Source organism: Streptomyces sp. PR69, from assembly GCF_026420845.1.
GTDB lineage: Bacteria > Actinomycetota > Actinomycetes > Streptomycetales > Streptomycetaceae > Streptomyces.
In genome coordinates this window covers 1-26897 of record NZ_JAOWCB010000031.1, presented here as the reverse complement: position 1 = coordinate 26897, position 26897 = coordinate 1, and the positions used below count along the sequence as shown (strand labels likewise).

General features: G+C 73.9%; 24 protein-coding genes and 1 pseudogene. 9 read left to right on the top strand and 16 right to left on the bottom strand.

The features are described 5' to 3' along the window. Positions 1-35: 35 nt before the first annotated feature. From OF819_RS23640 to OF819_RS23630, 3 genes are all read left to right on the top strand, one after another. The gene (locus OF819_RS23640; RefSeq protein WP_416370610.1) at positions 36-1364 is read left to right on the top strand and encodes a chloride channel protein; all 1329 of its coding nucleotides are present in this window, start codon (positions 36-38) and stop codon (positions 1362-1364) included. Between the two features lie 77 nt (positions 1365-1441). Next, entirely contained in the window at positions 1442-1837 is a 396-nt protein-coding gene (locus tag OF819_RS23635) for a DUF2267 domain-containing protein (protein ID WP_267245635.1), read from the top strand. A 52-nt stretch (positions 1838-1889) separates the two neighbouring features. Further along, positions 1890-2621: a DUF2470 domain-containing protein gene (locus OF819_RS23630; RefSeq protein WP_267245634.1), complete on the top strand. Its 732-nt coding sequence runs from the start codon at positions 1890-1892 to the stop codon at positions 2619-2621. Positions 2622-2715: 94 nt separating this feature from the next. On the opposite strand, the gene OF819_RS23625 is transcribed toward OF819_RS23630, so the two are convergent. After that, on the bottom strand, positions 2716-3177 hold the full coding sequence (locus tag OF819_RS23625; RefSeq protein WP_267245633.1) for a cupin domain-containing protein: 462 nt from the start codon (positions 3175-3177) through the stop codon (positions 2716-2718). A 176-nt stretch (positions 3178-3353) separates the two neighbouring features. Beyond that, the gene (locus OF819_RS23620) at positions 3354-4328 is read right to left on the bottom strand and encodes a threonine ammonia-lyase (RefSeq protein WP_267245632.1); all 975 of its coding nucleotides are present in this window, start codon (positions 4326-4328) and stop codon (positions 3354-3356) included. Between the two features lie 84 nt (positions 4329-4412). Between OF819_RS23620 and OF819_RS23615 the strand changes: the two genes are divergently transcribed. Continuing rightward, positions 4413-5297 carry a LysR family transcriptional regulator gene (locus OF819_RS23615; protein WP_267245631.1) on the top strand — a complete coding sequence of 295 codons (885 nt, stop codon included), beginning with the start codon at positions 4413-4415 and terminating at the stop codon, positions 5295-5297. Positions 5298-5313: 16 nt separating this feature from the next. On the opposite strand, the gene OF819_RS23610 is transcribed toward OF819_RS23615, so the two are convergent. After that, complete coding sequence (locus OF819_RS23610; RefSeq protein WP_267245630.1) at positions 5314-5523, bottom strand: DUF2180 family protein; 210 nt, start codon at positions 5521-5523, stop codon at positions 5314-5316. 354 nt (positions 5524-5877) lie between these two features. Here OF819_RS23610 and OF819_RS23605 point away from each other — a divergent pair, with 354 nt between their 5' ends. Beyond that, on the top strand, positions 5878-6051 hold the full coding sequence (locus tag OF819_RS23605; RefSeq protein ID WP_267245629.1) for a hypothetical protein: 174 nt from the start codon (positions 5878-5880) through the stop codon (positions 6049-6051). Between the two features lie 39 nt (positions 6052-6090). On the opposite strand, the gene OF819_RS23600 is transcribed toward OF819_RS23605, so the two are convergent. The 3 genes from OF819_RS23600 to OF819_RS23590 all read right to left on the bottom strand — a co-directional run bounded on the left by OF819_RS23600 (position 6091) and on the right by OF819_RS23590 (position 8397). Continuing rightward, positions 6091-6906: a class I SAM-dependent methyltransferase gene (locus tag OF819_RS23600; RefSeq protein WP_267245628.1), complete on the bottom strand. Its 816-nt coding sequence runs from the start codon at positions 6904-6906 to the stop codon at positions 6091-6093. Between the two features lie 279 nt (positions 6907-7185). Continuing rightward, entirely contained in the window at positions 7186-7752 is a 567-nt protein-coding gene (locus tag OF819_RS23595) for a 3'-5' exonuclease (RefSeq protein WP_267245627.1), read from the bottom strand. 153 nt (positions 7753-7905) lie between these two features. After that, on the bottom strand, positions 7906-8397 hold the full coding sequence (locus OF819_RS23590) for a Gmad2 immunoglobulin-like domain-containing protein (RefSeq protein WP_267245626.1): 492 nt from the start codon (positions 8395-8397) through the stop codon (positions 7906-7908). A gap of 201 nt (positions 8398-8598) precedes the next feature. Between OF819_RS23590 and OF819_RS23585 the strand changes: the two genes are divergently transcribed. Both OF819_RS23585 and OF819_RS23580 read left to right on the top strand, forming a co-directional pair. Next, a complete protein-coding gene (locus tag OF819_RS23585; RefSeq protein ID WP_267245625.1) occupies positions 8599-9240 on the top strand; it encodes a cyclase in 642 nt (213 codons plus the stop codon). Positions 9241-9337: 97 nt separating this feature from the next. After that, positions 9338-11071, top strand: a complete 1734-nt coding sequence (locus OF819_RS23580; protein ID WP_267245624.1) for a serine/threonine-protein kinase — start codon at positions 9338-9340, stop codon at positions 11069-11071. A gap of 43 nt (positions 11072-11114) precedes the next feature. Here the strand turns inward: OF819_RS23580 and OF819_RS23575 are convergent, their stop codons facing one another. Next, the gene (locus OF819_RS23575) at positions 11115-12119 is read right to left on the bottom strand and encodes a hypothetical protein (RefSeq protein WP_267245623.1); all 1005 of its coding nucleotides are present in this window, start codon (positions 12117-12119) and stop codon (positions 11115-11117) included. 336 nt (positions 12120-12455) lie between these two features. Here OF819_RS23575 and OF819_RS29285 point away from each other — a divergent pair, with 336 nt between their 5' ends. After that, a complete protein-coding gene (locus OF819_RS29285; protein WP_099048249.1) occupies positions 12456-12530 on the top strand; it encodes a 50S ribosomal protein bL37 in 75 nt (24 codons plus the stop codon). Between the two features lie 19 nt (positions 12531-12549). Here OF819_RS29285 and OF819_RS23570 read toward each other — a convergent pair whose 3' ends face one another. The 3 genes from OF819_RS23570 to OF819_RS23560 all read right to left on the bottom strand — a co-directional run bounded on the left by OF819_RS23570 (position 12550) and on the right by OF819_RS23560 (position 14932). Beyond that, entirely contained in the window at positions 12550-13212 is a 663-nt protein-coding gene (locus OF819_RS23570) for a 1-acyl-sn-glycerol-3-phosphate acyltransferase (protein WP_267245670.1), read from the bottom strand. Between the two features lie 133 nt (positions 13213-13345). Next, a complete protein-coding gene (locus OF819_RS23565; RefSeq protein WP_267245622.1) occupies positions 13346-14488 on the bottom strand; it encodes a M20 family metallopeptidase in 1143 nt (380 codons plus the stop codon). A 36-nt stretch (positions 14489-14524) separates the two neighbouring features. Next, positions 14525-14932 carry a RidA family protein gene (locus OF819_RS23560; protein WP_267245621.1) on the bottom strand — a complete coding sequence of 136 codons (408 nt, stop codon included), beginning with the start codon at positions 14930-14932 and terminating at the stop codon, positions 14525-14527. A gap of 111 nt (positions 14933-15043) precedes the next feature. On the opposite strand from OF819_RS23560, the gene OF819_RS23555 reads away from it, so the two are divergent. Then, positions 15044-15424, top strand: coding sequence for a winged helix-turn-helix transcriptional regulator (locus OF819_RS23555; RefSeq protein ID WP_267245620.1), 381 nt, complete (start codon positions 15044-15046; stop codon positions 15422-15424). Positions 15425-15555: 131 nt separating this feature from the next. On the opposite strand, the gene OF819_RS23550 is transcribed toward OF819_RS23555, so the two are convergent. The 6 genes and pseudogenes from OF819_RS23550 to OF819_RS23525 form a co-directional block, all read right to left on the bottom strand. After that, positions 15556-18207, bottom strand: coding sequence for a condensation domain-containing protein (locus OF819_RS23550; protein ID WP_267245619.1), 2652 nt, complete (start codon positions 18205-18207; stop codon positions 15556-15558). Beyond that, on the bottom strand, positions 18204-20018 hold the full coding sequence (locus OF819_RS23545) for a non-ribosomal peptide synthetase (protein WP_267245618.1): 1815 nt from the start codon (positions 20016-20018) through the stop codon (positions 18204-18206). The genes OF819_RS23550 and OF819_RS23545 overlap by 4 nt, the downstream gene beginning before the upstream one ends. Before the next feature lies 1 nt (position 20019). Beyond that, entirely contained in the window at positions 20020-21891 is a 1872-nt protein-coding gene (locus OF819_RS23540) for an amino acid adenylation domain-containing protein (RefSeq protein WP_267245617.1), read from the bottom strand. Positions 21892-21920: 29 nt separating this feature from the next. Beyond that, entirely contained in the window at positions 21921-23156 is a 1236-nt protein-coding gene (locus OF819_RS23535) for an acyl-CoA dehydrogenase family protein (RefSeq protein ID WP_267245616.1), read from the bottom strand. Next, the gene (locus tag OF819_RS23530; protein WP_267245615.1) at positions 23156-26260 is read right to left on the bottom strand and encodes a non-ribosomal peptide synthetase; all 3105 of its coding nucleotides are present in this window, start codon (positions 26258-26260) and stop codon (positions 23156-23158) included. The genes OF819_RS23535 and OF819_RS23530 overlap by 1 nt, the downstream gene beginning before the upstream one ends. A gap of 88 nt (positions 26261-26348) precedes the next feature. After that, a pseudogene (locus OF819_RS23525) lies at positions 26349-26897 on the bottom strand (non-ribosomal peptide synthetase); the annotation flags it as partial.

The following is a 26897-nucleotide window of genomic DNA, read 5'->3' as shown; positions in this document are numbered from 1 at the left end:
GGTCCGCCGCGACGGGCCACGGGAAGGACGATCCATTGACGGACCCGACGGACCCGACAGACCCGACGGACTCGGCACAGGACGCGGCCCGGCTGGACGCCATGCTGCGCAGCCCGGGATACCTCAAGGCCCTGGCCCTGTGCGCCCTGATCGGCGCGCCGATCTCCCTGCTCGCCTTCTGGTTCCTCGCCGGCCTGCACGAGCTGGAGCACGCGCTGTGGCACGATCTGCCGCAGGCGTTCGGCCATGCCTCCCCGCCGTGGTGGTGGCCGCTGCCGCTGCTGGCGTTCGCCGGAGCGGCCGTCGGCCTGATCGCGGCCCGGCTGCCCGGCGGCGGCGGTCATATCCCCGCGGAGGGGCTGAAGGTGGGAGGCGCGTCGTCCGGCGCGCTGCCGGGCGTGCTGCTCGCCGCGACCGCAAGCCTGCCGTTCGGGGCCGTCCTGGGGCCGGAAGCCCCGCTGATCGCACTGGGCGGCGGACTGGCCGTCCTCGTCAGGGATCTGACGAGAGCCCCGGCGACGCCGCGCAGCACGGCGCTGCTGGGAGCGGCCGGCTCCGCCGCCGCGATCTCCGCCATCTTCGGCAACCCGCTGATCGGCGCCGTGCTGCTGATCGAGGTGGCGGGGGTGGCGGGACCGCAGCTGATCGCCGTGATGCTGCCCGCGCTGCTCGCCAGCGGCCTCGGCTATCTCGTGTTCACCGGCTTCGGCCGGTGGACCGGGCTGGAGACGGGCAGCCTGTCGCTGAACCTCTCCTCCGCGGCGCCCCGCATCGACGCCGGGGACGTGCTGTGGTCGGTCCTGCTCGCCATGGCCGTCGGCGCCGCGGTCCGCGGGATGTTCGCCGTCGCCCGGCCGGTGGCGGCGTTCGTCGCCGCACGGCCGATTGCACGATCCGCCGGCTGCGCGCTGGCGGCCGGGGGCTGCGCGGCCCTCTACACCCTGATCACCGATCGCACACCCGTTGACGTCGCCTCCTCCGGCCAGGCCACGATGGCCGAGCTGGCCGCCGATCCCCATGCCTGGGGCGTGGGCGCGCTGGTCGCCGTACTCCTGTTCAAGACCGCCGCCTACGCGCTCAGTCTGGGCAGCCTGCGCGGCGGCCCGGTGTTCCCCGCGCTGTTCCTGGGGGCCGCGGCCGGAGTGCTGCTCGCACCGCTGCCCGGTCTTGGCGTCGTCCCCGGCATGGCCGCGGGGATGGCCGCCGCGGCGACGGCCGTCCTGCGGCTGCCGGTCAGCTGCAGCGTCCTCGTCGTCCTGCTGCTGGGCAGCGCGGAGATGATTCCGGTGGTGCTCCTCGCCGCGGTGACCGCCTTGGTCACCGCCGAGCTGCTGCCCCGCCCGCGGGCGCTTTCGCCCCGCTGACCAGCCGTCGGCAGGCCCTGGCGATATCCTCGGTGTGGGGAGGACCGGTCCGCCGGAGACCGTCCAGGGAGCGACGCATGCGGATGCACTGGGATGCGTTTCTGGAGGCCGTCCAGGAACGCGGCGAATACCCCTCGCGGGACGAGGCCGAGCGCGCGGCCCGTGTGGTGCTCGGGCTGTTGGGCGCACACCTGGTGGGGGAGGTGCGCAACGAACTGGCGGACCGTCTCCCGGAGACCCTCGCGATCGTGCTGCTCAACCCTCTCCAGGCACATGAGCCGCTGTCCGCCGAGCGGTTCATCAGAGCCACCGCCGCCTGGATCGAGGGAGCCAGCCAGCAGACGGCGACCTGGGATGTCAGCGCCGTGCTGAGCGTGGTGGCGGACACGGCCGGGGACGATCTGCTGAGCCGTGTCCTCATCCAGCTCCCGCCGGGCTACGACCTGCTGTTCGGCCACCCGCAGGCCTCCTGACCGCCCGGCCGTCAGGCTGCTATCTTAGGTAAGCCTTACCTAAGGAGTGCTGATGGCTGGTGCCACAACCAGGACGGCCCGACCGACCCGCGCGGAGCGCATCCGCTCGATCATGACCAGTGCCGCGTCGCTGAGTCTGACGACACAAGCCGCCTGCTATGACCTGATCGCCGTGCACACCGTCGACCAGCGGGGGCGGTTGAGCCTCCATGTCCCGGGCGAGAGCCCGCTGGCCGCCGAGGCCGTCTGCTCCCCGCAGGGCGCCCTGCCCGCGCTGCTGCAGTTCACCGACATCGCCCCGGTCGCGGTGCGGGACCGTCTCAGGGCCCGGGTCTCCCTGTCCGGAGCGCTGACGACGTCCGTCACCCAGCCCACCCCCGGGGCGCTGGTGCTCCGGTTCGACGCCGGGCAGGCCGCGGTGGAGTGCGACGGGGCGGTCGAGCGGGTGGGCCTGCGCGACCTCGCGCTGGCCGAACCCGATCCGCTGGCCCGGGAGGAGGCGGGTCTGCTGACGCATCTGGACGCCGGCCACCCGGACGTGATCGAACACCTCGGCCGTCTGGCCGACCCCCCGGCGCCGCAGAACGCCCTGCGGGTACGGCCGTACGCCCTCGACCGCTATGGCTTCACCCTGCGCTGCGAGGACGCCGCGGGCCATCGCGATGTGCGCGTCCCGTTCCCCGCTCCGCTGCACACGGCCGACGAGATCGGCCCCCAGGTCGACCGCCTGCTGAGCCGCCCCCGCTCCCGCCACTGCCCGCACGGCCGCGGCGCCGACGGCTGAACACCGACGGCTGAGCACCGACGGCTGAACACCGGCAGCTCAACACCGGGGGCCGAACACCAACGGCTGAACACCGGCGGCCGGCTGCGGCGGATCACGGCAGAAACGGCCGCAGCAGCTTATGCAGATGCGTCAGATGCCGTACGTCCTCCCATGCGGCGAACTCATGGTCGGCGTAGTCGAATCCGGGTGTGACCACCTCCGCCACCAGCGCATAAGACGCTCCGTCGACCAGGCGGGACCCCTTCCACACCCCGCCGGGGACGAGCAGGAACGTACACCCGCCGCGGTCGAGGACGACCCGCTCCACGGAGCCCTCGCCGGTCAGCGTCAGATACTCGGCAGGCCCGCCGTCGATGAGGAAGTGGAGGATGTCGCTGCGGTTGCGGTGCAGCCTGCCACACGGCTGCTCCCGCGTGAGCAGATAGTGGATGGACGTGGCGAGCGGCCGCTCCCCGCCCGGCAGGGCGACCGTCCGGGAACTGGCGTAGATGCGCCGGTAGTAGCCGCCCTCGGGGTGCGGCTCCAGCCCCAAGTCCCGCCTCCAGTCGCGCACCGCGCCCGTCCCTTCCCCATCGGGTCACATCCCCTGACGCAGCCTAGGCCGTGTCGTCAAAGTCCCGTCTGCCGGGCGACGCCTGGCGCGCACCCTCGCGGCGTTGTCGGTCGTCCGGCCCGCCCTCCGGGCGGACGACGCTACTTTGACGACACTCCCCAGGCCGATGCGCTGAGTCAGCGCACCGGCCAGGCCCCGCCGCCCAGCGCCGCGATCTCCGCGGCCGAGGCATTGCCGCCCGTGCACACCACCGCCACCCGCTGTCCCGCGAAGCCCTCCGGGTCGGCCAGCACGGCCGCCAGCGCGGCCGCCCCCGCCCCTTCAGCCAGTGTGTGCGCATGACTGGCCAGCAGCCGCTGCGCCGCGACGATCTGCTCATCGGACACCAGCCGGAACTCGGCGAGACGCGCGCGCAGCAGCCGCTGCGGCAGAACGAACCCGCGCCCGGTGGCCAGCCCCTCCACCGCGGTCTTGTCCGGCCGCTCCACACAACGCCCGGCGCGCCATGAATCGTGCGCCGCGGGCGCGGCGGCCGACTGGACGGCGATCACCCGGCAGCCGGGCGCCAGCTCCGCGGCCACGATGCCAGCCGCGGCGGCCCCGGTGCCGCTGCCGACCGGCACCACGACCGCGTCGAGCCCGTGCCGGGCCTCGAAGATCTCCACATAGGCCGTGCCGACCCCGGCCAGCAGAGCAGGCGTGTCCCCGGGGCTGACCAGGTGGCCGCGGCCGCCGGCCGCGAGCTCCTCGGCCCGTTCCTGCGCCGCTGCCATGTCCGCGCCGTGCAGCACCGCGGACGCCCCCAGCGCCCGCACCGCACGCACCTTCTCCGCGCTGGCAGAGGCGGGCATCACCACCGTGCAGGGGGCGTCGAACGCGGCACAGGCGTACGCCAGCGACTGCGCATGGTTGCCCGTGGAGTAGGTGACCAGTCCGCGGGCCCGCTCCGCGGGGCTCATCCCGGCGAGCAGCGTCAGCCCGCCGCGCACCTTGAACGCCCCGACCGGCTGGACGTTCTCGTGCTTCACAAAGACCGTCGCTCCCGTCACCTCGTCCAGCGCGGGATAGGACCACATCGGCGTCACGGGCAGCAGGCCGGCCAGCAGCTCCCGGGCGGCCAGCACATCGGCGTAGGCAGGTTCACATTCCATGCCGCCATCGTCACGGCCGCCCCTCTCATAGGTCCAATGCCATTTCTCGCGCATACTCATCAATCAGATTGATAGATTCAGACCATGCTCGACACCAACCGGCTCCGTGTGTTCGCCGCGGTCGCCCGGCACGGATCGGTCACGGCGGCGGCACGGGCGCTGAACTACTCCCAGCCGGCGGTCAGCCACCATCTGGCGCGGCTGGAGTCCGAGACCGGCAGCCGCCTCGTCCAGCGCGTGGGCCGCGGCATCCGGCTGACCGACGCGGGACGGCTGCTCGCCGAGCGTGCGGAGGAGATCCTCGGCCGCCTCGACGCTGCAGAGGCCGAACTCGCCGCACACACCGGGCTGCGCGCCGGCCGCGTACGCCTGGCCGCCTTCCCCTCGGCGCTCGGCACCTTCGTCCCCGCGGCCGCCGCCGCCTTCACCGCCGCACACCCCGGCGTCGAGCTGCGCTTCACCGAGGCCGAACCGCCCGACGCCGTACGGCTGCTGCGCGCGGGCGAGGTCGACGTCGCCCTGCTCTTCAGCTACCCGGACGCCGCATTCCCCGACGACGCGCTGCGCCACACCCCTCTGCTCACCGAGCCGATCTGCCTTGTCACCCCCGCAGGCCTGCCCGGCGACACCCTCGCCGACCACGCGGGCCGCCGCTGGATCACCGGCTGTGAACGCTGCCGCCGCCAGCTCGTGCGCTCCTGCGCCGCCGCCGGATTCACCCCCGACATCGCCTTCACCACCGACGACTACGTCGCCGTACAGGCACTCGTCGCCGCCGGACTGGGCGTCACCACCCTGCCGGCCCTGGCGCTGGCCGCCCAGCGCAACCCGTCGGTGCGGACGGTCCGCCTGCCCGGCTGCGTACGGTCGGTCAGCGCGGCCCTCCACGGCGACGCGCCCGACCCGCCCGCGACCACGGCGCTCCTGGAACACCTCGCACACGCCGCGGCGACGGCACTCGCCCCGTGACCGCCTCCGTCCGCGGCTACTCGCTGCGCTCGGCGCGCTCGCAGACGGGGCACACGATCCGCCGCCCCGGCAGGTCCGCGCTGCTTTTGCCCAGTCCGTGCGGCTGATGCACCTCGCGCGTCTCGATGCGGACATGGAGGGAGCACAGCCCCGCCCCGCACTGGGAGCAGACCGCCTCGGCGGGATTCGTGGTCCCGGACACCCGCCGGCACTCGTAGCAGTTCATGCCCGACCTCCGTCGCCGCACCGCCGCCGCTGCCAAAGCGGCGCACCTCGCACCGGCCGCCGCCCGCCGCCGCGGCGAAAGCGGCTCGCGTACGCCCGGCAGCGCGCCGGGTACCCGCCCCCGCCGCGGCGAAACCCCGGTCGGGCGAGAGCTGCTCCGGCGTACGCCCCGGACGGAGGCGTCGCGCAGAGGCGTCGCGCAAACGAGTCGTGCCGCCGCGCACTGTACGGCGTTCGCCCGGCGCGCGCAGTCCCTATCACGATGCGCCACATGAGACGCCCGGCACAGACGATCTCTTAGCCGCCCCGTACACTCGGCCCCCGTTTGCACACCACATGGGGAAAGGACCCACTCGTGAACCAGCCTTCCGCGGACAGAACAGCGGATGCCTCCGACGCCCCGATCTATTCGAGCCTCATCCGGGAACTCGGCGACATCCCCGCGCAGGTGCGCCGGACGGCCGAGCAGACCATGGAGGAGGTCGACCGCGCCGTCGACTTCGGCTCCGCACGCGGAACCGTCGCGTAAGTCACGGCGGCTGCGCCGAGCGCAGGGCCGCGGCATGGCTCAGCGGCCCGCCTCGGCTCCCCGGAGCTGCCGGTGGGTGACCCGGATCTTCGACTGCCGGTGCGGCAGCCGCTCCCAGTCGTCCTGGAAGCAGGCAGTGAGCCCATGCCGCTCCGCCAGCCGGATCAGCGTCTCCGTGCGGTAGTAGAAGTCCTCACGCAGCACCTGGTGTTCGGCCGCCTCCGTGCGGTCGAAGGTGAAGTCGAACTTCCCTCCGGGGGCCAGTACGCGCCCGACGTGCGCCAGGCACTCGTCGATGACCTCCAGGGGCGAGTGCGAGAACACACTGTGCGCGTGCACCACCGTGAACCACGCGTCCGGCAGGAAGTCGAACGTCAGGTCCTGCACCGCCGTCAGATACGGCATCTTGTCCTGCAGGCCATAGCGGACCAGGGTCTTCTTCGCCTCGATGAGGATGTCGGGCGAGATGTCGATCCCGTAGTAGTGCCCGGGTTCCAGATGATCGATGAAGCGCCACCCGGCCCTTAGATTGCCGCAGCCGATCTCCAGCATCCGGTCCTGCGGCGTGAGCCCGTGCCCGACGAGATAGTCGAACTGCATCCGGCCGATCGCCAGCCAGCGCTCCTGCGACGGCGAGCCGCCGACCGCGGCCTCGGGGCTCCTCGCCGTGTCCGAGGCCATCACGGCCCGGTAGTAGCCCACATGGTTTCCACGGTGCCGGACACGCAGCAGACCGTCGCGGCCGGCCCGCCTCAGATACGGCAGCAGCCCTCCGGGATGCCTCAGCAGGTACCGCATCTTGTGCCGCAGGCTCGAACGGTTCGCCGACAGGCGTGAAGTGGTGTTCTGCGGCATGACGGGGCTCCCAGTCGTCGTCCACGCAACGGCATCCGGCGTGACGGTCCGGGGATCCGCTGCGCGTTCCCTGCGCACCGCCCCGCAACCTTACGATCACCGATCGTAGCCAGTCGGGCCCGTTCCGCCGCCTCGGACACACCGTCCGGCAACGCCTCGCGCTGCCTGTGCCTGCCGCGGCCGGGCGCCGTCCCGCCACGCAGCGGCCGGACGCCGGACGCCTGGATCAGCGCCAGCGCGACTCCGCTGAGGAAGCGCCGCCGAGCGCGCCGGCCGTCATCACGTCGCCGGCCAGTCGCCCCGCCGCATCACGTCCAGCACGAGCGCTCCGATGTTCCAGGCGTCGTCCACACCGCTGTGATGGCGGCCGGCCAGGGGCAGGCCCGCCACGTGCAGCGCGCGGGCCATGCCCGGCCGCTTTGTGAGCCCGTGCGAACGCGTGAACTCGGCCTTGGCGTTGATGTGCCGTCGTGAGAACGGATAGCGCGTGTTCCCGCGTTCGCACTGGAGGGCGAACTGCTTGCGGTCGTAGTCGCCCCAACTCGCCCACGCGCGGGACCCGGCCCGCTGGTCCCGTGCGAGGAGGGCGCAGGCCTCGGCGAAGGTGACGCCGGCATCCACCTCGGACTGGGTGAGTCCGGTCAGTTCCGTGCAGAACCCGCTGATCCGGGACCTGGCCGGGCGCACCAGCATCCGCTGCCGCGCCACGCGCTCACGGGCGACCGTGTCGACGACGCAGAGCCCGATCTCGATGATCTCGCTCATCTGTCCCGGCGGCGGCTGTCCTTCCCAGCAGGTGGCCTCCACATCGACCACGTTGAGCAGGCGTCCGAACTCTTCCTTCATGGCTGTCAGACCTTAAAGGCCCGCGGAGCGGATCTCATCCGCATTGCGGCCGGGCGGACTCCGCCCGGCCGCAAATGCGCCTGCGTGCGGCCCCCTTCGCCGCGGACCCCGCGGGCCGGCTTCAGGTCCGGCCGCCGGCCCGCGGCTCCCGGGTCAGACGCCGATCGGCACGCGCAGCACCTGCCCGGGGAAGATCAGATCCGGATCGCTGATCTGCGACGGGTTCGCCCGGACGATCCGCTGGTAGAGCGTCGGATCGCCATAGTGCATCGCGGAGATCGCCGACAGCGTCTCTCCCCGCGCCACCGTGTGCTCGCGGTATCCGATGTAGCCGGGCACGATGCGCGGGCCGTAGAGAACCGGGACGGTCACCGTGTTGATCTCGCTGCCGTCCTCCGCGCTGATCTCGAAGACCTGCACCAGCAGCCGGTCCAGCCGGAACGACGCGCCGCCGACGTCCGCCTGGAACTGGAACTGCCCGTGCTCTCCGGTCCCGCCGCCGACCATGAAATGTCCGGTGACCTCGTCATGGCCTTCGCCGATCCGGTAGTTCAGCGTGGCCTCGAAGCCGACGCCGATGCCTGCTGCCAGCACTGGATTGCCGACCAGGTCCAACTCCCGCGGCTGGTCGATGCGGATGGTCACAAAGCCTCCCCTGCGGACGGATCCGGCATACCCTCACTGTCTGCCCGCGCCCCCGCCCCGGTCAACCGTTTCACCGCGCGCGCCGGGTCGCTGCGCTCCGCGCTCCGCTCTCCGTGACGTCATGCCCCTGTACATCACACGCCCTGAGTGCTGTCATGTACACGACATCTCATGCTGTGTCAGAACGTCGAGGAGGACGGCATGAACCCCAAGTCCCTGTTCTTACGCCTGCCCATGGCGGCCGCCGGCGCCATGGCCCTGCTCGGCCTCGCCCTGGGGCCCGCAGCGGCCGCCGGCGCCGACCTCAACCTGGACTGCCAGGCCACGCCCCCGGTCGGCTCGGCACAGACGTTCAGCCTTGGCGCCTCAGTCGACGCCACCGCGCCGGACACCGTCCCGTCCGGCGACGCCTTCTCGGTGGCGCTGGCCGTCGATCCGATGACCGTGCCCACCTCCGTCAGCGGCTACACGGTCAAATCGATCCAGGACATCACCCTCAAAGCTCCCGTCCCCGCCCACGCGACTCTCACCGGCACACATCTCTCCGGCGGGTCCGGCATCGACTCGGGGACCCCGGAAGTGACCGTCGAGGGCGACGAGATCGTGATGACCGTACCCGGCCCGATCAGCGGCGGCCGCACCTTCACGCTCCCCACGCTGACGCTGGACCTGACGGCCGGCGCATCCGGCAACACCGTCGAAACCCGCCTCGCGGGCACCGGCTACGGCGACCCCGGCCTCACATTCACCGCCCGCGTGCCCGTCGTCTTCGTCACCGTCAGCGTGCCGACGGCGTGCTATCCCTCGCCGAACCCCGTCCTCAGCTCCACGGCCATCGGCTGACGCCCCCGCCCACCGCGCGGACGGCAGCGGACCGGCGGGGCAGGCGGGAGTGGCCCGCCGGTCCGCATGTCGGCGACGCCCCATACGATGACCGGCCATGAGCACGAGCGAGTCCCGAAGACCCCTGGTCGACGGGCGTTTCGAACTGATCTCCCGACTGGGCAGCGGCGGCATGGGCACCGTATGGCGGGCCCGTGACATCGCCCTGGACCGCGAAGTGGCGCTCAAAGAGGTCCGCCCACCCGACCCCGCCGTCGAAGAGGCCACGCCGGGCCTCGCCGCACAGGCGCGGGAACGCGCCGTGCGCGAGGCCAAGGCGCTGGCGCGGCTGTCGAATCCCCACGTGGTGACGATCCATCACATCGTCGACCCCTCCGACGGCACGCACCCCTGGATCGTGATGGAGCTGGTCGAGGGACGCTCGGTGTACGACCGGCTCACACAAGGCCCCATGCCCGTGCCCGAGGTGACCAGACTCGGCCTCGAAGTGCTCTCCGCCCTGCGCGCCGCCCACCGCGCCGGCATCCAGCACCGCGACGTCAAACCCGCGAATGTGCTGCTGCGGCCCGACGGCAGCGCCGTGCTCACCGACTTCGGCATCGCCGTACTGCGCGAGTCGACCTCCCGTCTCACCTCCACCGGGGACCTGATCGGCTCCCCGGAGTACATCGCGCCCGAGCGGGTGCGCGGCGAAGAAGGCAACCCCGCCTCCGACCTGTGGTCGCTGGGCATGCTGCTGTACGTGGCGGCCGAGGGGCGCCACCCGCTGCGCCGGGCCACCAGCCTGGCGACCGTGATGGCGGTCCTGGAGGACCCGATCCCCGCCCCCGCCAGGTCCGGCGCACTGACGCCCGTCCTGACGCGGCTGCTGGTCCGCGATCCCGCGGAACGCCCCGACGCGGCGCGGCTGGAACAGCTCCTGCGCACCGCGCGGGACACCCCGCCCGCCACGGCAGAGCAGCACGACGCCGCCTCCCTCCACCCGTACGCCGCCGGGAACGCGCCCGCGCCCCCGCCCGGGACACCGGCCGCCGGCGCCCCCCGCACCACCACCACCCCCGCCGCGGCGGTGTTCGGCCCGCCCGCGCCCCCGCCTTCCGCGCCCGGGCCCCCGCGCCGCCGCGGCCTCGCACTGTCCCTCGCCCTGGCCGCGGCGCTCACCGCCGGCGGGGCCGGACTGGTCTACGCCGTCCTGCCCGGCGACGGCGCACACGACAGGGCGCAGGCGCAAGGCCCCTCAGCCTCCCCGGCCCCCGACGGCAAGCGGAGCGGCGGCCCGGCCAGCCCTGCGGCCGCCTCCGCCGGCCAGGGCTCCCCGAAGGCCGGCCAGGGCTCCCCGGAGCCGGACGCGGACGGCGTCACGCCCCGGCCGAAGGGCAGCCTGCTCACGCCGGAGAACGCCCGCACGGTCGTCGAGGCGTTCCGGGAGGCGAGCGGCGTCGCCGAGTTCCGCGAGCTGATCGTCTACGAGGGCTACGCCGTCGCCTCGATCCCCACGAAGGCCGGGGCGAAGACCTACGACCGATACGAGTACCGCGGCGGCGCCGCCCGCCGTACCGGCCCCGGCGGCACCATCGACCCCGACGAGCCGGACGAGCAGCCCCTCGACCCCGCCGCGATGGACTGGGACGGCCTCCCCGCGCTGATCGAACGCGGCGAGCGGGAGCTCAATGTGGAGAACCCGACGATGCGATATGTGATGGTCGACCGCTGGACCTTCAACTCCGACCGCCCCACCCTGCGCTTCTACCTCGTCAACGCGTACAGCGCGGTCGGCTACCTCGCGGCCGGCGCCGACGGAAAGGTGGTGGAGAGCTACCCCGCGGACTGAGGAGCCGCCGGGCGGGGTGAGGAGACAGCCGGCAGGAGGCAGGTCAGGAGGTGACGGTGTAGCAGGTGTACGCACCGCTGACCGTCGTCTCGGTCTTTCCGGCGCCCGTCGAGACGACCACACTGGTCGACCCGGTGAACGAGTACGGCCCCTCGGCGCCGCTGCCGCGCAGCCACTCTCCGGGAGCCTCGGCATAGGCGCGTCCGCACTGCTCGTCCCCGTAGTCCTTCCCGCTGTCCGCCTCCTTCTTCCCGGGGAAGGTCAGGTCCACCGACGTCTGGGCGAACACCCGCAGGTCATGGGGCTCCGAACAGCCGACCGGGCGGACTGCCCCGATGGTGTCGAGCCCCGTGTCAGCCGCGGCGCACTGCCCGCCCTTCAGTGTGCCGACGGGGGCCAGCACCGCCTCCGCCGCCTCGACACGCGCGCCGTCCTCGCCCGGGACCCGGTACCGGACCGGTTCGCCGAACGCCGTGAGTTCGTACGAGGCGTCGAGGCGCGTCACGCCGCTGAGGACCTTCCTGTCATGCAGGCGCGCCAGAACCGGCCCCAGGTCCGCGGTCGCCTTCGCCAGTCGGCCCTTGGCATCCAGCGTGACCGTCAGCCACACCGGGTCCGGCCCCCATTTTCTGGCAACGGCCCGCAGATTCCCGGGCAACAGCTCCGCGGCCACCTCGGGAAGGGCGGTCACCCGGTAGACACGGCTGCCGTCCGGCTGCCGCCGGGGTTCCTGCCGGGGGATCGTACGCGGGACGAGATCGGCGAGCGTGCCGCTGAAGGGCGCCGCGTCGCCCGCCGCGTACGCGGTGAACGAACTCGCCGCCGGGCCCAGTTCGCCCGCCGTGACGGGGCTGAAGCGCAGCCAGGCCGAAGACGCGCGCTGGGCGTAGACGTCGTCGGCGACGGTGGCGAGGGTACGCCGGTCCGTCGTGCCCGGCACACCGAGGTGCCGCTCCGCGCTCTCGGGAAAGTCCGCGTCGACGCGGAGGCCGCTGGTGGCCAGCGAGGTGTCCGCAACGTAGTTCTGGCTGCCCTCCGTCCGGTGCACGGCCTCACCGGCGGCCGAACCGAACGGGCTCCGCCTCGCTTCCGCCGCCAGCCGCCGGCCCGCACGCGGCCGCGCCGACGAGTGCCGGCAGCAGCACCAGCAGCGTTCTCCAGGATCTCCCGGTCGTCATTCCCACCCCTCGTCCATGTGTCCGCCAGGCGTCATCCGCGACCCCAGCGGGCCCCACCAGCACGAGACGATCACGAAGTCCGCAGGTCAGGCAGGCAGCGGCCGGGACCGTCCCCGCCCCCCGCAGGCAGCGGCAGCCGGTGCGCACCCCGAAGATCCGACCTAGACTGAACAACGCAGTCATATCCCTGTAAAGGGGGACGATCCATGTCGAAGCGTGGGAACAAGCGGCGCGCCCGCAAGGGCAAGAAGGCCAACCACGGCAAGCGTCCCAACGCCTGAGCGCCGCGGCCCGCGGCGTTCAGCCGCGGAATCCGGCGGGCTCGCCCAGACGCCGCGCGGCGGTGCGCCAGGCGGCGGTGACCGCCCGGTGCGCGGTCGCGGTCGCCGCTGTGACGTCGTCGGGCAGCCGCAGCGGGGCGCCGAGGTGGACATGGAGACGGGGCCGCCGCACCGGAGCGGTGACCAGTCCGGCGATCTGCTTCAGCCCGCTGCCGGACGTGATCCGCCGGGCGCCGGCCTGGCCGAGAGGGACGATCTGCGCACCGGCCGCGGCCGCGAGCCTGGCCGGCCCGCTGCGGAACGCCTCAGGAGCGGCCTCCGCGGCGTCCCTGCGGCGGGGGAGACGGCCCTCGCCGTAGACGAGCACATGCCGCCCGGCGGCGAGAGCGCCTGCCGCGGCCTCCAGCGCGTCGGCGGCCCGGACGGTCCTGCGATGCACGGGCACATGCCCCTCACGGGCCAGCAGCGCGCCCAGCACGGGAACGCGCCACAGCCCCGCGGCGGCGAGGACGACCGGCTCGATGTCCACCCGGCGCAGCGCGGCCAGGACGACTCCCGGGTCGGTCAGCGAGGTGTGGTTGGCCACGATGACGGTTCCCGGGCCGCGCGTGGCGCGGTAGTCGGAGGTGACGGTCAGCCGCCCCAGAGCGGGAACGGCGGTGGCGGCGATACGGCTGAGCATGCGGAACCCCGGAGGTCGGACGACGTGGTGATCCACATCGTCGCCGAAGACAGCGCGGGCGGCCTGAGTGCGCGTACTCACCTTGTCCGCACGCCGCGCGGCACACCTCGCCGTGCCGGGCGAGGGGGCGTCGTCACCGGCGGGCGCGGCCGGGCGCCGACCCCCGCTGAATCGCGGTGACCAGTCCGGCGAGAAGCTTCGCCCGCTCGGCCATGGCCGACACTGCCAGGAACTCGTGATCGGCGTGGGCGCCGCCCCCGACCGCTCCGAGGCCGTCAAGGGTCGGCACCCCCAGGGCCGCCGTGAAGTTGCCGTCGCTTCCGCCGCCGACCGCCCGGCCTTCGAGGCCGGGCAGCAGCTGCTGTGCCGCCGCGAAGAGTCCGGCCGACGCCGACTCGGGCATCGGGGGCCGGCTGACGGCTCCCTGAACCGTGATCTCCGCCCCGTCGAGATGCGGAGCCAGTGACGCGAACGCGGACTCGATGCGTTCCTTCTCATCGGCCGACTCGACCCGGACGTCGACGACGACGGTCGCCTCCGCGGGAACGACGTTGTCCAGGGTTCCCGCGGACGCGACCGTCGGAGTGACGGTCGTGCCCGCGTCGGGCCGGGCCAGTGCCGCGATGTCCAGCACCTGGTGTGCCGCCTCGATCAGGGCGTTGACCCCGGCCGCGGGCTCAAGGCCCGCGTGCGCGGCCCGGCCCGCGACAGTGACGCGGAACGTCCCGCAGCCCTTGCGGCCGGTCTTCACGCCGCCGCCGTCGGCGGCGCCCTCGCATACCAGTACAGCCCCGCAGGCGAGGGCCCGTTCTTCGATCAGGGCCCGCGAGGAGCGGGAGCCGACCTCCTCGTCGGCGGTCACCAGGATCTCCACGCCCGACCGGTCGTCGAGCGCCGCCAGGCCGTGCACGGCCTGCACCAGACCGCCGAGCATGTCGAACACTCCGGGGCCGGTCGCATACCCGTCCCTGACCGTGAACGGACGGCGCTCCAGGGTGCCGAGGGGAAACACCGTGTCATGGTGACCGAGGATCAGCACCCTGGGATCGCCGCCGGCGGACCAGTGGACATGCGGCCCGGCTTCGCTCTCCACGAGGACGGCCTGCCCGCCGAGGCGGTTCTCGATGACGGCGGCGACCGCTTTGGCCGACGCCGCCAGGGCGTCGAGATCGCGCGAGGGGGACTCGGCCTCGACGAGTGTCCTGAGGTCCTCAAGCATCGCGTCAACGTTCACATCGTTCACAACGTTCACATCGGCGGTCTGGTGCGTCGTCATGCCGCAACGCTACTGGCACGCCGCGGCGGCGCCCGTTCAGTCGAGGACCGCGGTGGCCTCGACCTCGACCAGATGATCGGGTATGTCCAGCGCCGCCACGCCCAGCAGCGTGGCCGGCGGCGCCGGGGCCACGCCCAGCTTCGCGGCCGCCCGGCCGATCCCCTCCATCAGCAGAGGCATCTTGTCGGGGGTCCAGTCGACGACATGGACGTTCAGCTTCGCCACGTCCTCGAAGGAGCCGCCGGCCGCAGCCAGGGCGGCGCCGACATTGAGGTAGCACTGCTCGACCTGAGCCGCGAGGTCGCCTTCGCCGACCGTGACGCCGTCGGCGTCCCAGGCGACCTGCCCGGCGACGAAGACAAGCCGCGAACCGGTCGCGACCGACACCTGCCGGTATGCGTCGACTTCCGGCAGTCCGCTGGGGTTGATCAGGGTGATGGCCATGCTGTGCCCGCCTCCGTCGCGACCAGAGTCGCTCTCTTGTGGTTACTCGGAAACCGTAGGAGAGTGAGCGCTGACATGGAAGAACGCACTTTAAAGTGACTGGGGAACCGAATGGTGACCAAGCAGTTCAGCGGCTCGCCCGACGACGCGGATCTGATGCGCGCGGACTCTCTGGCGCGGGAGATCTTCTCCGACGTCGCCAACAAGTGGGCGCTGCTGATCATCGAGTTCCTCGGCGAGCGCACCCTGCGCTTCAGCGAGCTGCGGAACGAGATCGAGGGCATCAGCCACAAGATGCTCACCCAGAATCTGCGCATGCTGGAGCGCAACGGCCTGGTCGAGCGGACCGTGCACCCCACCGTGCCGCCCAGGGTGGAGTACACCCTCACCGAGCCGGGCCGGGCCCTGCGGACGACGATCGACGGACTGTGCGACTGGACCCACCGGCACCTCGGCCATATCGAGGCCTCCCGCAGCCGCTTCGACGCCTGACGGATGGGGCGCCCGCCGCCCCCCCCCAGGGCGGCGGGCAGGCGGCCCGGAAACCGCGGGATCCCGTCCAGCCTCCTCGGCCGAACGGGATCCCGCCCGCACACCGGAACTCACCCGGGAGAGTCCGGAACTCACCCGGCGAGCATCGCCGCCAGCACCGAGCGCCAGTCCTCGCCCGGCCGCTCCACCAGCTCCTCCGCCAGGGCCTCGGCCCGATAGCGCCAGCGCTGGCGGAACGGCGAGGACGCCGGATCCGCCGCGGGCACGACGCGGCTGCCGCCGCCCAGCAGCCGGGTCAGTTCGGCGGCCACCTCCGCCCAGCTCACATGGCCGCCGATGGCGTTGACCACCCCGTGCGCCGGATTCTCCGCGCAGGTGACCAGGGTGCGGGCCAGGGCGGCGGCATGCACCCACGGCGTGCCGTACCAGCCGCCCTGCGGCAGCGCGATCGGCAGGCCCGCCTGCGCCGCCTGGAACAGCTCCCCGGTCGCCCCCCAGCGCAGCTGGTCGCGCAGCCGGTCGTGCGCACCCCACACCACAGGCGCGCGCACGGCGCTCGCGCCGCCGCGCCCCTCGGTCCCCGCCGCCTCCGCCAGCATCCGCTCGCAGTCGAGCTTCCCCCTGCCGTACGGACTCAACGGCTCCTGCGACGGCGCGCCCTCGGGCACCTCCTCAGCCGTCGGCCGTCCGTACGCGTCGATGCTGCTGACGAAGACGAACGCACCCTGCCGCCAGCTGTCGAGCAGCGCCCTCATCGCGGCGCGGTCCACATCCGGGGAAGTGAAGGTGCAGGCGGCGTGGATGATGCCGGCGGCGCCCTCGGCCGCCGCGCGCAGGCTGTCGAGGTCGGCGAGGTCGCCCTCGACCACCTCCACCCCGTCGCCCTCGACCAGATGCGCCGACTCCGGGCGGGCCAGAGCCCGCACCGGGCGGCCCCGCGCGGCCAGCTCCTTCAGGACGAACGACCCGACGCCGCCGGTGCCCCCGGTGACCAGGACCGCATCCGGGCGCGCGGCGGCCCGCCGTGACGGCGCGGACGCCGTGGCCGTGCGCTGCAGGGCCCGCTCGTCCAGGAGCGCCGCGAGAGCGCGCGGCGTGCGGTGCTCCATCACATCCAGTCCGGTCAGCGGCAGCCGCAGCCGCTCACGCAGCGTCTCGGCGAGCCGGACGGCCAGCAGGGAGTGCCCGCCGAGGACGAAGAAGTCCCCGTCCGGCCCCGTCGGCTCGCCCAGCAGCTCGTTGAAGACCTCCTGCACCGCGGCCGTCCGCCCGCCGTCCGGCCGCACGGCCATGCCCATGCCCGGACCCGTACCCGGACCCGTACCCGCGGCCGTGTCCGCCGCCGTGCCCGCGGCCGGCGCGGGCCGGGCCGCCGCCTGCACGCCGCCGGGCCGGGACAGCGGCCGCGCCGGATCCGCCGAGACGGACACCAGGAGATCCGCGAAGGTGCGCAGCAGCCGCCGCGCACCGGCCTCGTCGAGCCTGCCCCGGTCGTACTGCACCAGACAGCGCGGCGCATCAGGGGTGTCCTCAAGATAGAAGCCGAGGCCGAACTTGGCCCGGCCCAGGTCGATGCCGACCGGCTCCGCCTCCGTCCCCGCCAGCCGCAGCGCGAGGGGCGCGGGCAGCACATCGGCGGTGACGGCGACCAGCGCGTCGCCGCTCTCACCGCGCGCCGCCTCACCCAGCCGCTCCACGATCAGGTCGAACGGCACCTCGCGATGCCGCTGCGCCTGAAGCAGCCCGTCCCGCACCCGGGACAGCAGCGTGCCGAAGTCCGGCGCGCCGGCCAGATCCGCCCGGACCGGCAGGGTGTTGACGCACAGCCCGACCAGATCGCGCAGGCCCGCCCGCTCCCGGTGGCTGCTCGCACAGCCGATCACAAGGTCGTCCTGGCCCGTGGCGTCCCGCAGCGCGGCGAACGCCCCGGCGAGGACCACGGTGAACAGCGTTGCCCGATGCTCGCGGCCCGCGGCCCGCAGCCCGGCGACGACCTCCGGCGTCAGCTCCTCCGCCAGCACCTGCGCCCGCCCGCGCAGCGCGGGGTCGCCAGAGCCGGGCAGGGCAGCCGGCCGCGCACCCGCCAGCCGCTTCTCCCAGTGGGCGAGCCCGGAGTCCAGCGAGGCGCTGTCCGCGTGCTCCCGGCGGGCGAAGTCGGCGTACTGCGGGGCCGGTTCGGCCAGCCGGGGCGGGCGGCCTTCGCGCTGAGCCGCGTACAGCTCCGCGAGCTCCCCGGCCAGCACGCCGAGCGACCCGCCGTCGACCGCGATGTGATGCAGCGTCAGCAGCACGGTCGCATCCTGCGGGCCGTGCCGCACGACCAGGGCGCGCAGCACCGGACCCGCCGCCAGGTCGAAGGGGGCCGCGGCCTCCTCCAGCAGCGCGGCCGCGTCGTCCGTCACACGGACCGGCACCGGGCAGGCCGGCCCGACCTCCTGGTACGGCTCGCCGTCCCGCTGCCCGTAACGCGTGCGCAGCACCTCGTGGCGGCGCACCAGGGCGGTCAGCGCACCGCCGAGCGCCTCCAGGTCGAGCGGGCCGCGCAGCCGCGTGGCAAACGGCACATTGTAGGCGGCCGGGTCCTGGCCGAGACGGTCCATCAGCCACATACGGCGCTGGGCTCGGGAGAGCGGGACCGGGCCCGCCGCGCCCGCGGCGGCCCGCGCCGCTCCCCGCTCGGCCGCCGCGCGGCGCTCGCGGGCGCGGCGCAGCAGCTCGTGCTGCGCGTCGTCGTGCGCGTCGCCGGTTGCGCCGTGCCGGAACGCGTTCCCCGCAGTGCTCACCGGTCCTCCTCCCCAAGCATGCCGCGCAGCGCCTGTTCGACCAGCTGCGCCTGGCCGGCCACCGTGGGGGCCGCGAAGAACTCGGCGAGCGTCAACTCCACGCCCAGTTCCTCGCGCAGATCGTCCACGATCACCAGCGCGAGCAGCGAGTGCCCGCCGAGGGCGAGGAAGTCCGCGTCCGCCCGGTCGACCTCCTGCTCCAGCGCCCGGCCCCACAGCTCGGCCACGGCCCGCTCGATGGGGGACAGCGCGGGCACGGCGGTCTTTGCGTCCGCACGGGCCGCGCCCGCCGGCCGTTCGGCGAGCGCACGCCGGTCGACCTTGCCGCTGCCGGTGAGCGGCAGCGCGTCGAGGAACGACCAGGCGCCGGGCACCATGTGCGCGGGAAGCAGCCCGGCGGCGTGGTCGCGCAGCGCCGCCGGATCGGGCCGCCGCGCACCGGGCACCACGAAGGCGGTCAGGCGCGCGTCGTCCTCCGAGCGCCGCTGCACCACCACGGCGGCGTCCGTGACATCCGGATGCGTCCGCAGGGCGTGCTCCACCTCCCCCGGCTCGATGCGGAAGCCGCGCACCTTGAGCTGGTCGTCGGCCCGCCCGTGGAAGTCGAGCACGCCGTCGGGGCGTACGGAGACAAGGTCGCCGCTGCGGTACAGCCGCCCGTGGACCGGGTGCTCGGCAAAGTGCTCGGCGGTGCGCTGGGGCTGGCCGAGATAGCCCAGGGCGAGCCGGGGCCCGCCGATCCACAGTTCGCCGACCTCCCCCGGGGGCGTCGGCTCGCCCTGCGCGTCCAGGACATGCGCGGTCGCGCCCTGAACGGGCCGCCCGATCGGCGGCGGCCCCGCGCAGTCCTCCTCGCGCACCCGGTGCGCGGTGGCGAACACCGTGGCCTCGGTGGGCCCGTAGACGTTGACCAGCTCCAGCCAGGGGTGGGCGCGCAGCACGGTGCGGGCGTGCTGGGCCGACAGCGCCTCACCGCCGACCAGCACGGCCCGCAACACGGCGAACAGCGGTGACTGCCGGGCCGCGAGATGGTGGAAGAGCGCCGTGGTGAACAGCGCCACCGTCGCCCCCAGCCGCTCCACGTCCCGGGAGAGGCTGTCGAGCGAGCGCCGGTCGGCGGTGGAGACGGCCACGGCTGCGCCATTGGCCAGCGGCGCCCACACCTCGAAGACGGAGGCGTCGAAGGTGAGCGGCGAGTGGAACAGGACGCGATCGCGCGCGGTGAGCGGCACAACACCGGGCGCGGCCGCCAGCGCGGCCACCGCGCCCTGCGGGACGGCCACGCCCTTGGGGCGGCCCGTCGAACCGGAGGTGTACAGCACATAGGCGGCCGCCCCGGGCTCGTACCCGGCCGGCTCCGTCAACTCGCCCCCGGGCAGCGCCGCCACATCGTCCGGCAGCGCGAGCGCCCGCCCGGCGGGGATGCCCGCGGCCTCCAGCAGATTCTTGTCGCCCACGGTCAGCACGGCGTCCGCGTCGGCGAGCATCGCCTCGGTGCGCGAACGCGGATACCCCGCGTCGAGCGGCACATAACAGCCGCCCGCCCACCAGACGGCGAGCTGGGCGACGACCGTGCGCACCGAGTGCGGCAGCAGCACGCCGACCGCCGTCCCGGGGCCGACCCCGCGCTCCCGCAGGGCCCCGGCCAGCCGCCCCGCGGCGGCGGTCAGCTGCTCGTACGTCAGAAACGCCGTGCCGTCGGACACGGCCAGCGACCGCGGCGCGGACCGCGCCCGGCCGGTGATGAGGGCGACCATGCCGTCGCCCTGGTCGGCGGTGAACACCTCGGGAACTCCTTCGGTACCAGTCATCTCACGCCCCCGCGGGGGCGGTGGCCCGCCGGGCGTCGACCAGCGCGGCGAGGCTGCGCAGATCGGGCTGGCGCAGCACCTCGGGCGCACGCAGCCGCACCCCGCAGGACGCCTCCAGCGCGGCCAGCAGCCGGGCCGCGACGAGCGACGTGCCGCCCGCCGTGCGGAAGTTGTCCAGCGGGCCGAGGGCGCTGCCGCCCAGCAGCTCGCCGCACAGCCGCACCACCAGCTCCTCGGTGCTCTCGACGGCGACGGCCGCAGAGGCCCCGGAGGCCGCAGCGGCTTCGGCGGCTTCGGCGGCCGACCGCCGCTCCTCGGCTGCCAGGAGCGCGCCGCGGTCCACCTTGCCGTTGGCGTCGAGCGGAAAGGCGTCGACGTGGTCCAGACGCGCCGGCACCGCCTGTTCGGGCAGCCAGTCGCGGACGGCGTCCAGAAGCTCCGCGGCGGGCACGCCCTCCTGACCCGGTGCCGGCTGGACGAACGCCAGAAGCTGAACGTCGCCGGACGGCCCGGGACGGGCGGCGACGGCGGCCCGGCGGACACGCGAGTCGCGCTCGAGCGCGGCTTCCACTTCCGCGGGTTCGACGCGTACGCCGCTGACCTTGACCTGGTCGTCAATCCGGCCGAGGAACTCCAGGACGCCGTCCGCGCGCATCCGCACCCGGTCCCCGGTGCGGTAGACGCGCCGGGCGCCGCTGACGCCGGGCGGCGCGGGGACGAAACGCTGCGCGGTGAGCTCCTCGTCGAGGTAGCCCAGGGCCAGACAGCCGCCGCCGATGCGCAGCTCACCCGGCTCGCCGCGGGGCACGACCCGGCCCGCGTCATCCGTCACGCACAGCACCGCGCCGTCGACCGGCAGCCCGATCGGAGGTGCGACGGCCGTGTCCTGAAGCACCGGGTCAAGAGTGTGGACGGTGGTCGACACGGTCGCCTCCGCGGGCCCGTACACATTGTGGACCCGCGCGGTGACCTCCGGCGCGGGCCAGCGGCGCAGCCGGTCGCCGCCCACCACGAGATGGCGCAGGCCGGGAAGGCCGGGCCAGGGCCGCTCAAACACCAGTTCCGCGAGCGGGGTCGGCAGGATCGCACAGCTCACCCCGGCCCGCCGCCACCAGTCGGTGAGCGCCTGCGGATCCCAGCGCACCTCCTCGGGCGGGACCGCCAGCGCGGCCCCGGTGGTGAGCGCGGCCCACAGCTCCATGAGGTGCGGGTCGAAGGCGACGCCGATCAGCAGGCTGTGCCGGTCGCCGGGGCCGGAGCCGGTGTGCCCGGCGTACCAGGAGAGCAGCGCGCCCAGCGAGGCCCCGCCGACCGCGACCGCCTTGGGCACACCGGTCGAACCCGAGGTGAGGACCGCGTAGAACGCCCCCTCGGGCGCTCGGTCCCGCCCGTCCCGCGCGGGACCGAACGCGGCCACGACCTCCGCCGCGGCGTTCGCGCCCTCCGCGGGCAGGGGCAGCGCCAGCCGCTCCCCGCCCTCGTGCGACACGGGCAGCAGCGCCGGGTCGCCGACGAGGCAGGCCACATCGAGCCGCTCGGCCACCGCGGCGAGACGCCGCTCGCCCGGCCGGGGCCCCAGTGGCAGATAGACGGCGTCGAGCCGGGCGAGGGCGACCGCGAGGGCGACCAGCGCAACCGACCGGTCCAGGCACACGCCGACCAGGTCGCCGGGGCGCACCCGGCCGCGCAGGGCCTGAGCGGCGCGGTCGGCGAGCGCGTCCAGCTCGGCGTAGGTCCAGCGCAGTTGGCCGTCCTCGACGGCGGGCGCGTGCGGCGCGGTGCGGACCCAGTGGTCGAACCGGCCGAGCACGTCGAAGGGTTCGGCGGCCGCGCCCTGCTCGACGCTGAGCCGCTGTTCGGAAATGCTGTTCATCAATCGTCCGTTCGTCGTCGGGGTGCGGCTCAGCCCAGGCCCATGGCCCGGGCGACGATGACCTTCTGGATCTCGGACGTCCCCTCGATGATCGTCATCATCCGGACGTACCGGTACAGGAACTCCAGGGGATGCCCGCGCACCCAGCCCGTCGCACCGTGCACCTGAAGCGCCCGGTCCACGACACGCACCGCGGTCTCGGACGAGGTCAGCTTGGCCAGCGCCGCGTTCTCCGGCGCCTCGGCGCCCGCGTCGACCAGCTGTGCGCAGGCGAGCGTGAGCAGCTTGGCCGCCTCCACCTCGGCACGGCTGCTGACCAGGTGTTCCTGCACATGCTGATACGAGCCGATGCGCTCGCCGAAGGCGCGGCGCTCCCGCGCGTAGGCGACGCCCTGCGCCAGGGCGTGCTCGGCGATGCCGTTGCACATGGCGGCGACGACCAGACGGCCCCGGGACAGGCTGTCGATGCCGTCGCCCATCGCCGCGCCGATGCCGTCCTCGCCGCCGATGACGGCATCGGCCGGCACCCGCAGCTCGTCCAGGATCAGCTCGAACATCGGCTCGCCCGACATGCCCTCGTAGCGCTGGCCGATCCGCAGCCCGGGGTTGTCCATGTCCACGATGAACGCGGTCGCCTCCCCGTCCACGGAGACCACGGCCAGGGCGAAATCCGCACGGTCGGCGTTGCTGACGAAGGACTTGCGGCCGGAGAGAATCCACTCGCCGGTGGCCGCGTCGCGCCGGCCGGTGCTGGTGAGACGGAACGCGTCGGACCCGGCGTGCGGTTCGGTGAGCGCCAGGCAGCGCGCCGCCTCGCCGCGCACCAGAGGCGTCAGATAGCGCGTGATCTGCTCCTTTGTGCCGTGCAGCAGCAGCGGGCTCGGCCCGTCGGAACCGGCCAGCGCATACGGGGCGAGGGGGCAGCCGCTGCGCCCGGCGGCGTGGTGCAGCAGCACGACGGCCGTGAACGGCATGCCGGAGCCGCCGAGTTCCTCGGGATAGTCACCGGCGTAGAAGCCCAGAGCCGCCGAGCGGCGGCGCACATAGTCGCGCAGATCGGCCGGCGGCAGATCGGCGGTCTCCGGCAGCTCGGCCGCCAGCGGCGCAAGCTCGCGGCGGATGAACGACTCAAAGGAGTCGACGAGTTCGCGGTGGCCGTTCTCCAGCACCGAGGACGGCGTCGTCCCCGAGGCCCTGGCAGACCCGGCAGACCCGGCAGACCCGGCAGACACGGCGGCGGTCGCGGAAGCGGTCGCAGAGTTCATCACGCGGCCGCCTCCCGCACCGCACGGGCCTGCTCGGCCAGGACCGGATTCTGGAACAGCACACGCAGCGGCGGCCTGCCGCCGATCCGGGGCTCCAGCCAGGCGGCGAGCTGCGCGGCCAGCAGGGAGTGCCCGCCAACCTGGAAGAAGTGCGACGACGGCGTGAAGTCGGCATGCCCCAGCACCTCCCGCCAGCCCTCCGCGACCAGCGCGACATCCGGATCGGCCGGCTCCCGGGCGGCCTCCGCGTCCTGCGGCAGATCGGCGAGCATACGGGTCAGCGCATGCCGGTTCGCCTTGCCTCCCGGCAGCGTGGGCATGGCGTCCAGCCGCACCCAGCGGCCCGGCACGAGGGCGGTGGGCAGCCGCCCGGCCAGCGCCGCGTGCAGCGCCGGCTGATCCGGCTCGGCCTCCGCCTGGAGGAAGCCGACCAGACGCGGACCCGCCGGACCCTCGCGGTCGAGGACCACCGCACAGGACGCGCCGCCGAGTTCGGCCGACGCGGCCGCTTCGACCTCCTCCAGTTCGATGCGGTAGCCGCGCAGCTTGACCTGGTTGTCGCGGCGGCCCAGGAAGCACACCCGGCCCTGTTCGTCGCGGTAGCCGACGTCCCCGGTGAGATAGACCCGCGCCCCGCCCAGGGCGGGCACATCCGTGAACCGGGCGCGCGTCGTGTCCTCGTCGCGGAGATACCCATGGGCGAGCCCCGCGCCGGAGATCGCCAGTTCGCCGACGGCGCCGTCGGGGAGGGGACGCAGCCCGGCGTCGAGGACGTGCACCCGTACGCCGGGCAGCTCGGCGCCCAGCGGCACCTCGGCGCCGTCGGCGAGATCGCCGGGGGTGACCTGGTGGACGGTGGAGGTGATGGCCGCCTCGGTGACGCCGTAGGCGTTGAGGACGGTCGCATCCGCGGCGTCGAGAAGCTCGCGCAGGGCGTCGGCGGGCAGCCGTTCGCCGCCGACGACGATCAGGCGCGGGGTGAAGCGTCCGTCGGCCAGCGCCTGGCACAGCTCCGCGCGCACCGCGAGCAGATAGCTCGTGGGCAGATTGACCGCCGTGACCCGGCGCGCGGACACCACGGCGACCAGCTCGGACGCGGTCGGCACCTCCCGCCGGGGCACGACGAGACACGCCCCGGCGGCCAGCGAGGGCAGCACCTCCTCCAGCGCCACGTCGAACGACGGCTGCGCGAACAGCAGCACCCGGTCCTCGCCGCTCAGGCCGTAGCGCTCCACGATGCCCGCCACATGGTTGGCCAGCGCCGTCCGGCCCACCGCCACCGGCTTCGGCAGCCCGGTGGAACCGGATGTGTGAATGACATACGCCGTGTCCTCGATCCGCTCGGCGGGCTGCGCGGCCGGGAAGTCCCCGCCGTCCAGCAGCGCCAGCGGCAGGCCCTCGGCGGGCAGGGACAGCGCGCTCTCCCGGGTGGCCAGCACCAGCGCGGGCCCCAGCCTGCGCAGCAGCGTCTCAAGACGCGCCGCCGGGTCGTTGGGGGACAGCGGACAGTACACCGCGCCCATGCGCAGACACGCCAGCAGCGTCACCACGCTCTCCGCGCCGCGCGGCAGCACCGCCGCCACCGGCTGCCCCTCGGCCACCCCCGCCGCGCGCAGCCGGGCGACCAGCTCGTCGACCTGCCGGTCGAGTTCGCCGTAGGTCAGCTGGCAGGCGCCGCTGACGAGGGCGGGCCGCGCCGGGTCCCGCCCCTGCAGCACGTCCAGAGCCTCCGGGCCCACGCCGTGCCGCGGCTGCGCCGGCGCGTCGTCGCCGTACGCGCCGAGAGCGGCCAGCGGCGCGGCCGGAGCGTCCAGATAGGCCCGTATGAGCGCTTCGAAGCGCTCCATGAGGAGCCGTACGGTCCGCTCCTCGAACAGATCGCGGTCGTAGTCCCACACCAGCGTCATCCCGGCCGCGCCCTGCCGGGGGCTGACCGTGCGCCGGTCGTCGGGCATCAGCACCACGTCGAGGTCGAAGCGGGTGGTGCCGGTGTTGAAGCCCTCGAACAGCGACACGTCGAGACCCGGCGTCGCGATCTCGGGCAGCGGCGCGTCATGGGCGCTGAACATGACGCTGAACAGCGGATTGTCCGCGCCGCCGGTGTGCAGGCCGAGCGCCCGCGTCAGCTCCTGGACCGGCGCCTCCTGGTGCGGAAGAGCCCGGATGAGGGTGTCGGTCACCTCGTCGACCGCCTCGCCCGCCTGCCCCTGCGGGGCCAGCCGCAGCCGCAGCGGGATGGTGTTGACGAACATGCCGACGGACCCCTCGAAGCCTTCGGGCCGGTTGCCGACAGCCGTGCCCACGACCAGGTCGGCGCGTCCGCTGTGGCGGCGCAGCAGCTCGGCGTAGAGCGTCAGAAGCGTGGAGAAGGCGGTGTGGCCCTGGGCGCCGCAGTGCGCGCGCAGCCGCTCGGCGAGGCCGGCGGGGATCGTCTGGCGCAGCTGGCCGCCCGCGTGACGGCGCACTGCTCCCGGACGCGCCAGACCCGGCAGCGGCAGGTCAAAGGCGGCGTCCTGAAGCTCGGCCGTCCAGTGCGCCAGGCTCGCGGTGCGGTCGCGGGCGGCCGCGGCGCGCGCGTGCTCCTCGTACGAGCGGGTCGCCGGCAGCTCGACGCTCTCGACGCCCTCGCCGCTCACCCGGGCGCGGTAGACGGTGAACACGTCGCGCAGCAGGATCGCGAAGGAGTGCCCGTCATGGATGAGATGGTGCTCGACATGGATGAGCCGGCAGTGCGCTTCGCCGAGCCTCACCAGACGCCAGCGCAGCAGCGGGGCCTCGAAGGTGTCCAGCGGCGCTTCGGCCTCCTCGCGCAGCAGCGCCTCGAACGCGGCCTCCGGGTCCGCCTCACCCGTCAGATCGGTTGTCAGCAGCCGCGGCGCGCACTGCTCGCGGACCCGCTGCCCCGGTATCCCGCCCGGCTGCTCGACGAGTTCCAGGCGCAGCCCCGGATGCCGGTCGAGGGCGGCGGCAAGGCCGTCGCGCAGCGCCGCCTCGTCGAGCGAGCCGCGCAGATCGATGGTGGCGGTGAAGTTGTAGGCGCGGCTGCCGGGCAGCATCTGCTCGTGCAGCCAGACGATCTCCTGCGACGGAGAGAGTCCGAACATGATCAGTCCTTTGGGTGGTGGCTGGAAACGGCCGGCCGCCGCGCGCCGTTCGGGCGCGCCGGGGCCGGAGGGGTACGCGGACCGGCCCCTATCGGGCCAGCGCGTCGAGAAGACTGGCGAAGGCATCCCGGGCGAGGCCGTCGGCGACGACGGCGCGGTCCCAGGTCATACGGACGAGGAGGTCGGTCCCGTACGAGACCGAGACCGCGAACGGCCCCTGGACCGGGCGGCCGTCGACATGCGTCTCGCGCCCGGTCTCGCCGCCGAGCACAAGCTCGGGGCGGCGCGTCAGATCCTCGAAGGTCAGCAGCCCGTCGAGGGCCCCGGACCAGTCGCACCCGGCGGCGCGGGCCGCCCTGACCACCTCGTCGAACGGGGTGTCCGCGTGGTCGAGGTCGTCCCACCAGTCGGCGGGGTCCGCTCCCGGCGCGGCCGGATGGACGACGGTGTTGAGGAAGCACCCCAGCACGGGCGGCGCGGCGGCGGGCCGTCCGCCCCACGGATAGCCCAGCGGGGGCAGGCAGTCGGGGCCGTACAGGACGCGCGCGGCGTCCGCGCAGGCGTCGAGCAGCACGGGAAAGGCCGTGGCCCGGCGGTCGCCGCCCGCGGCCGGCAGCCGGGCCAGGGCGGCCCCGGC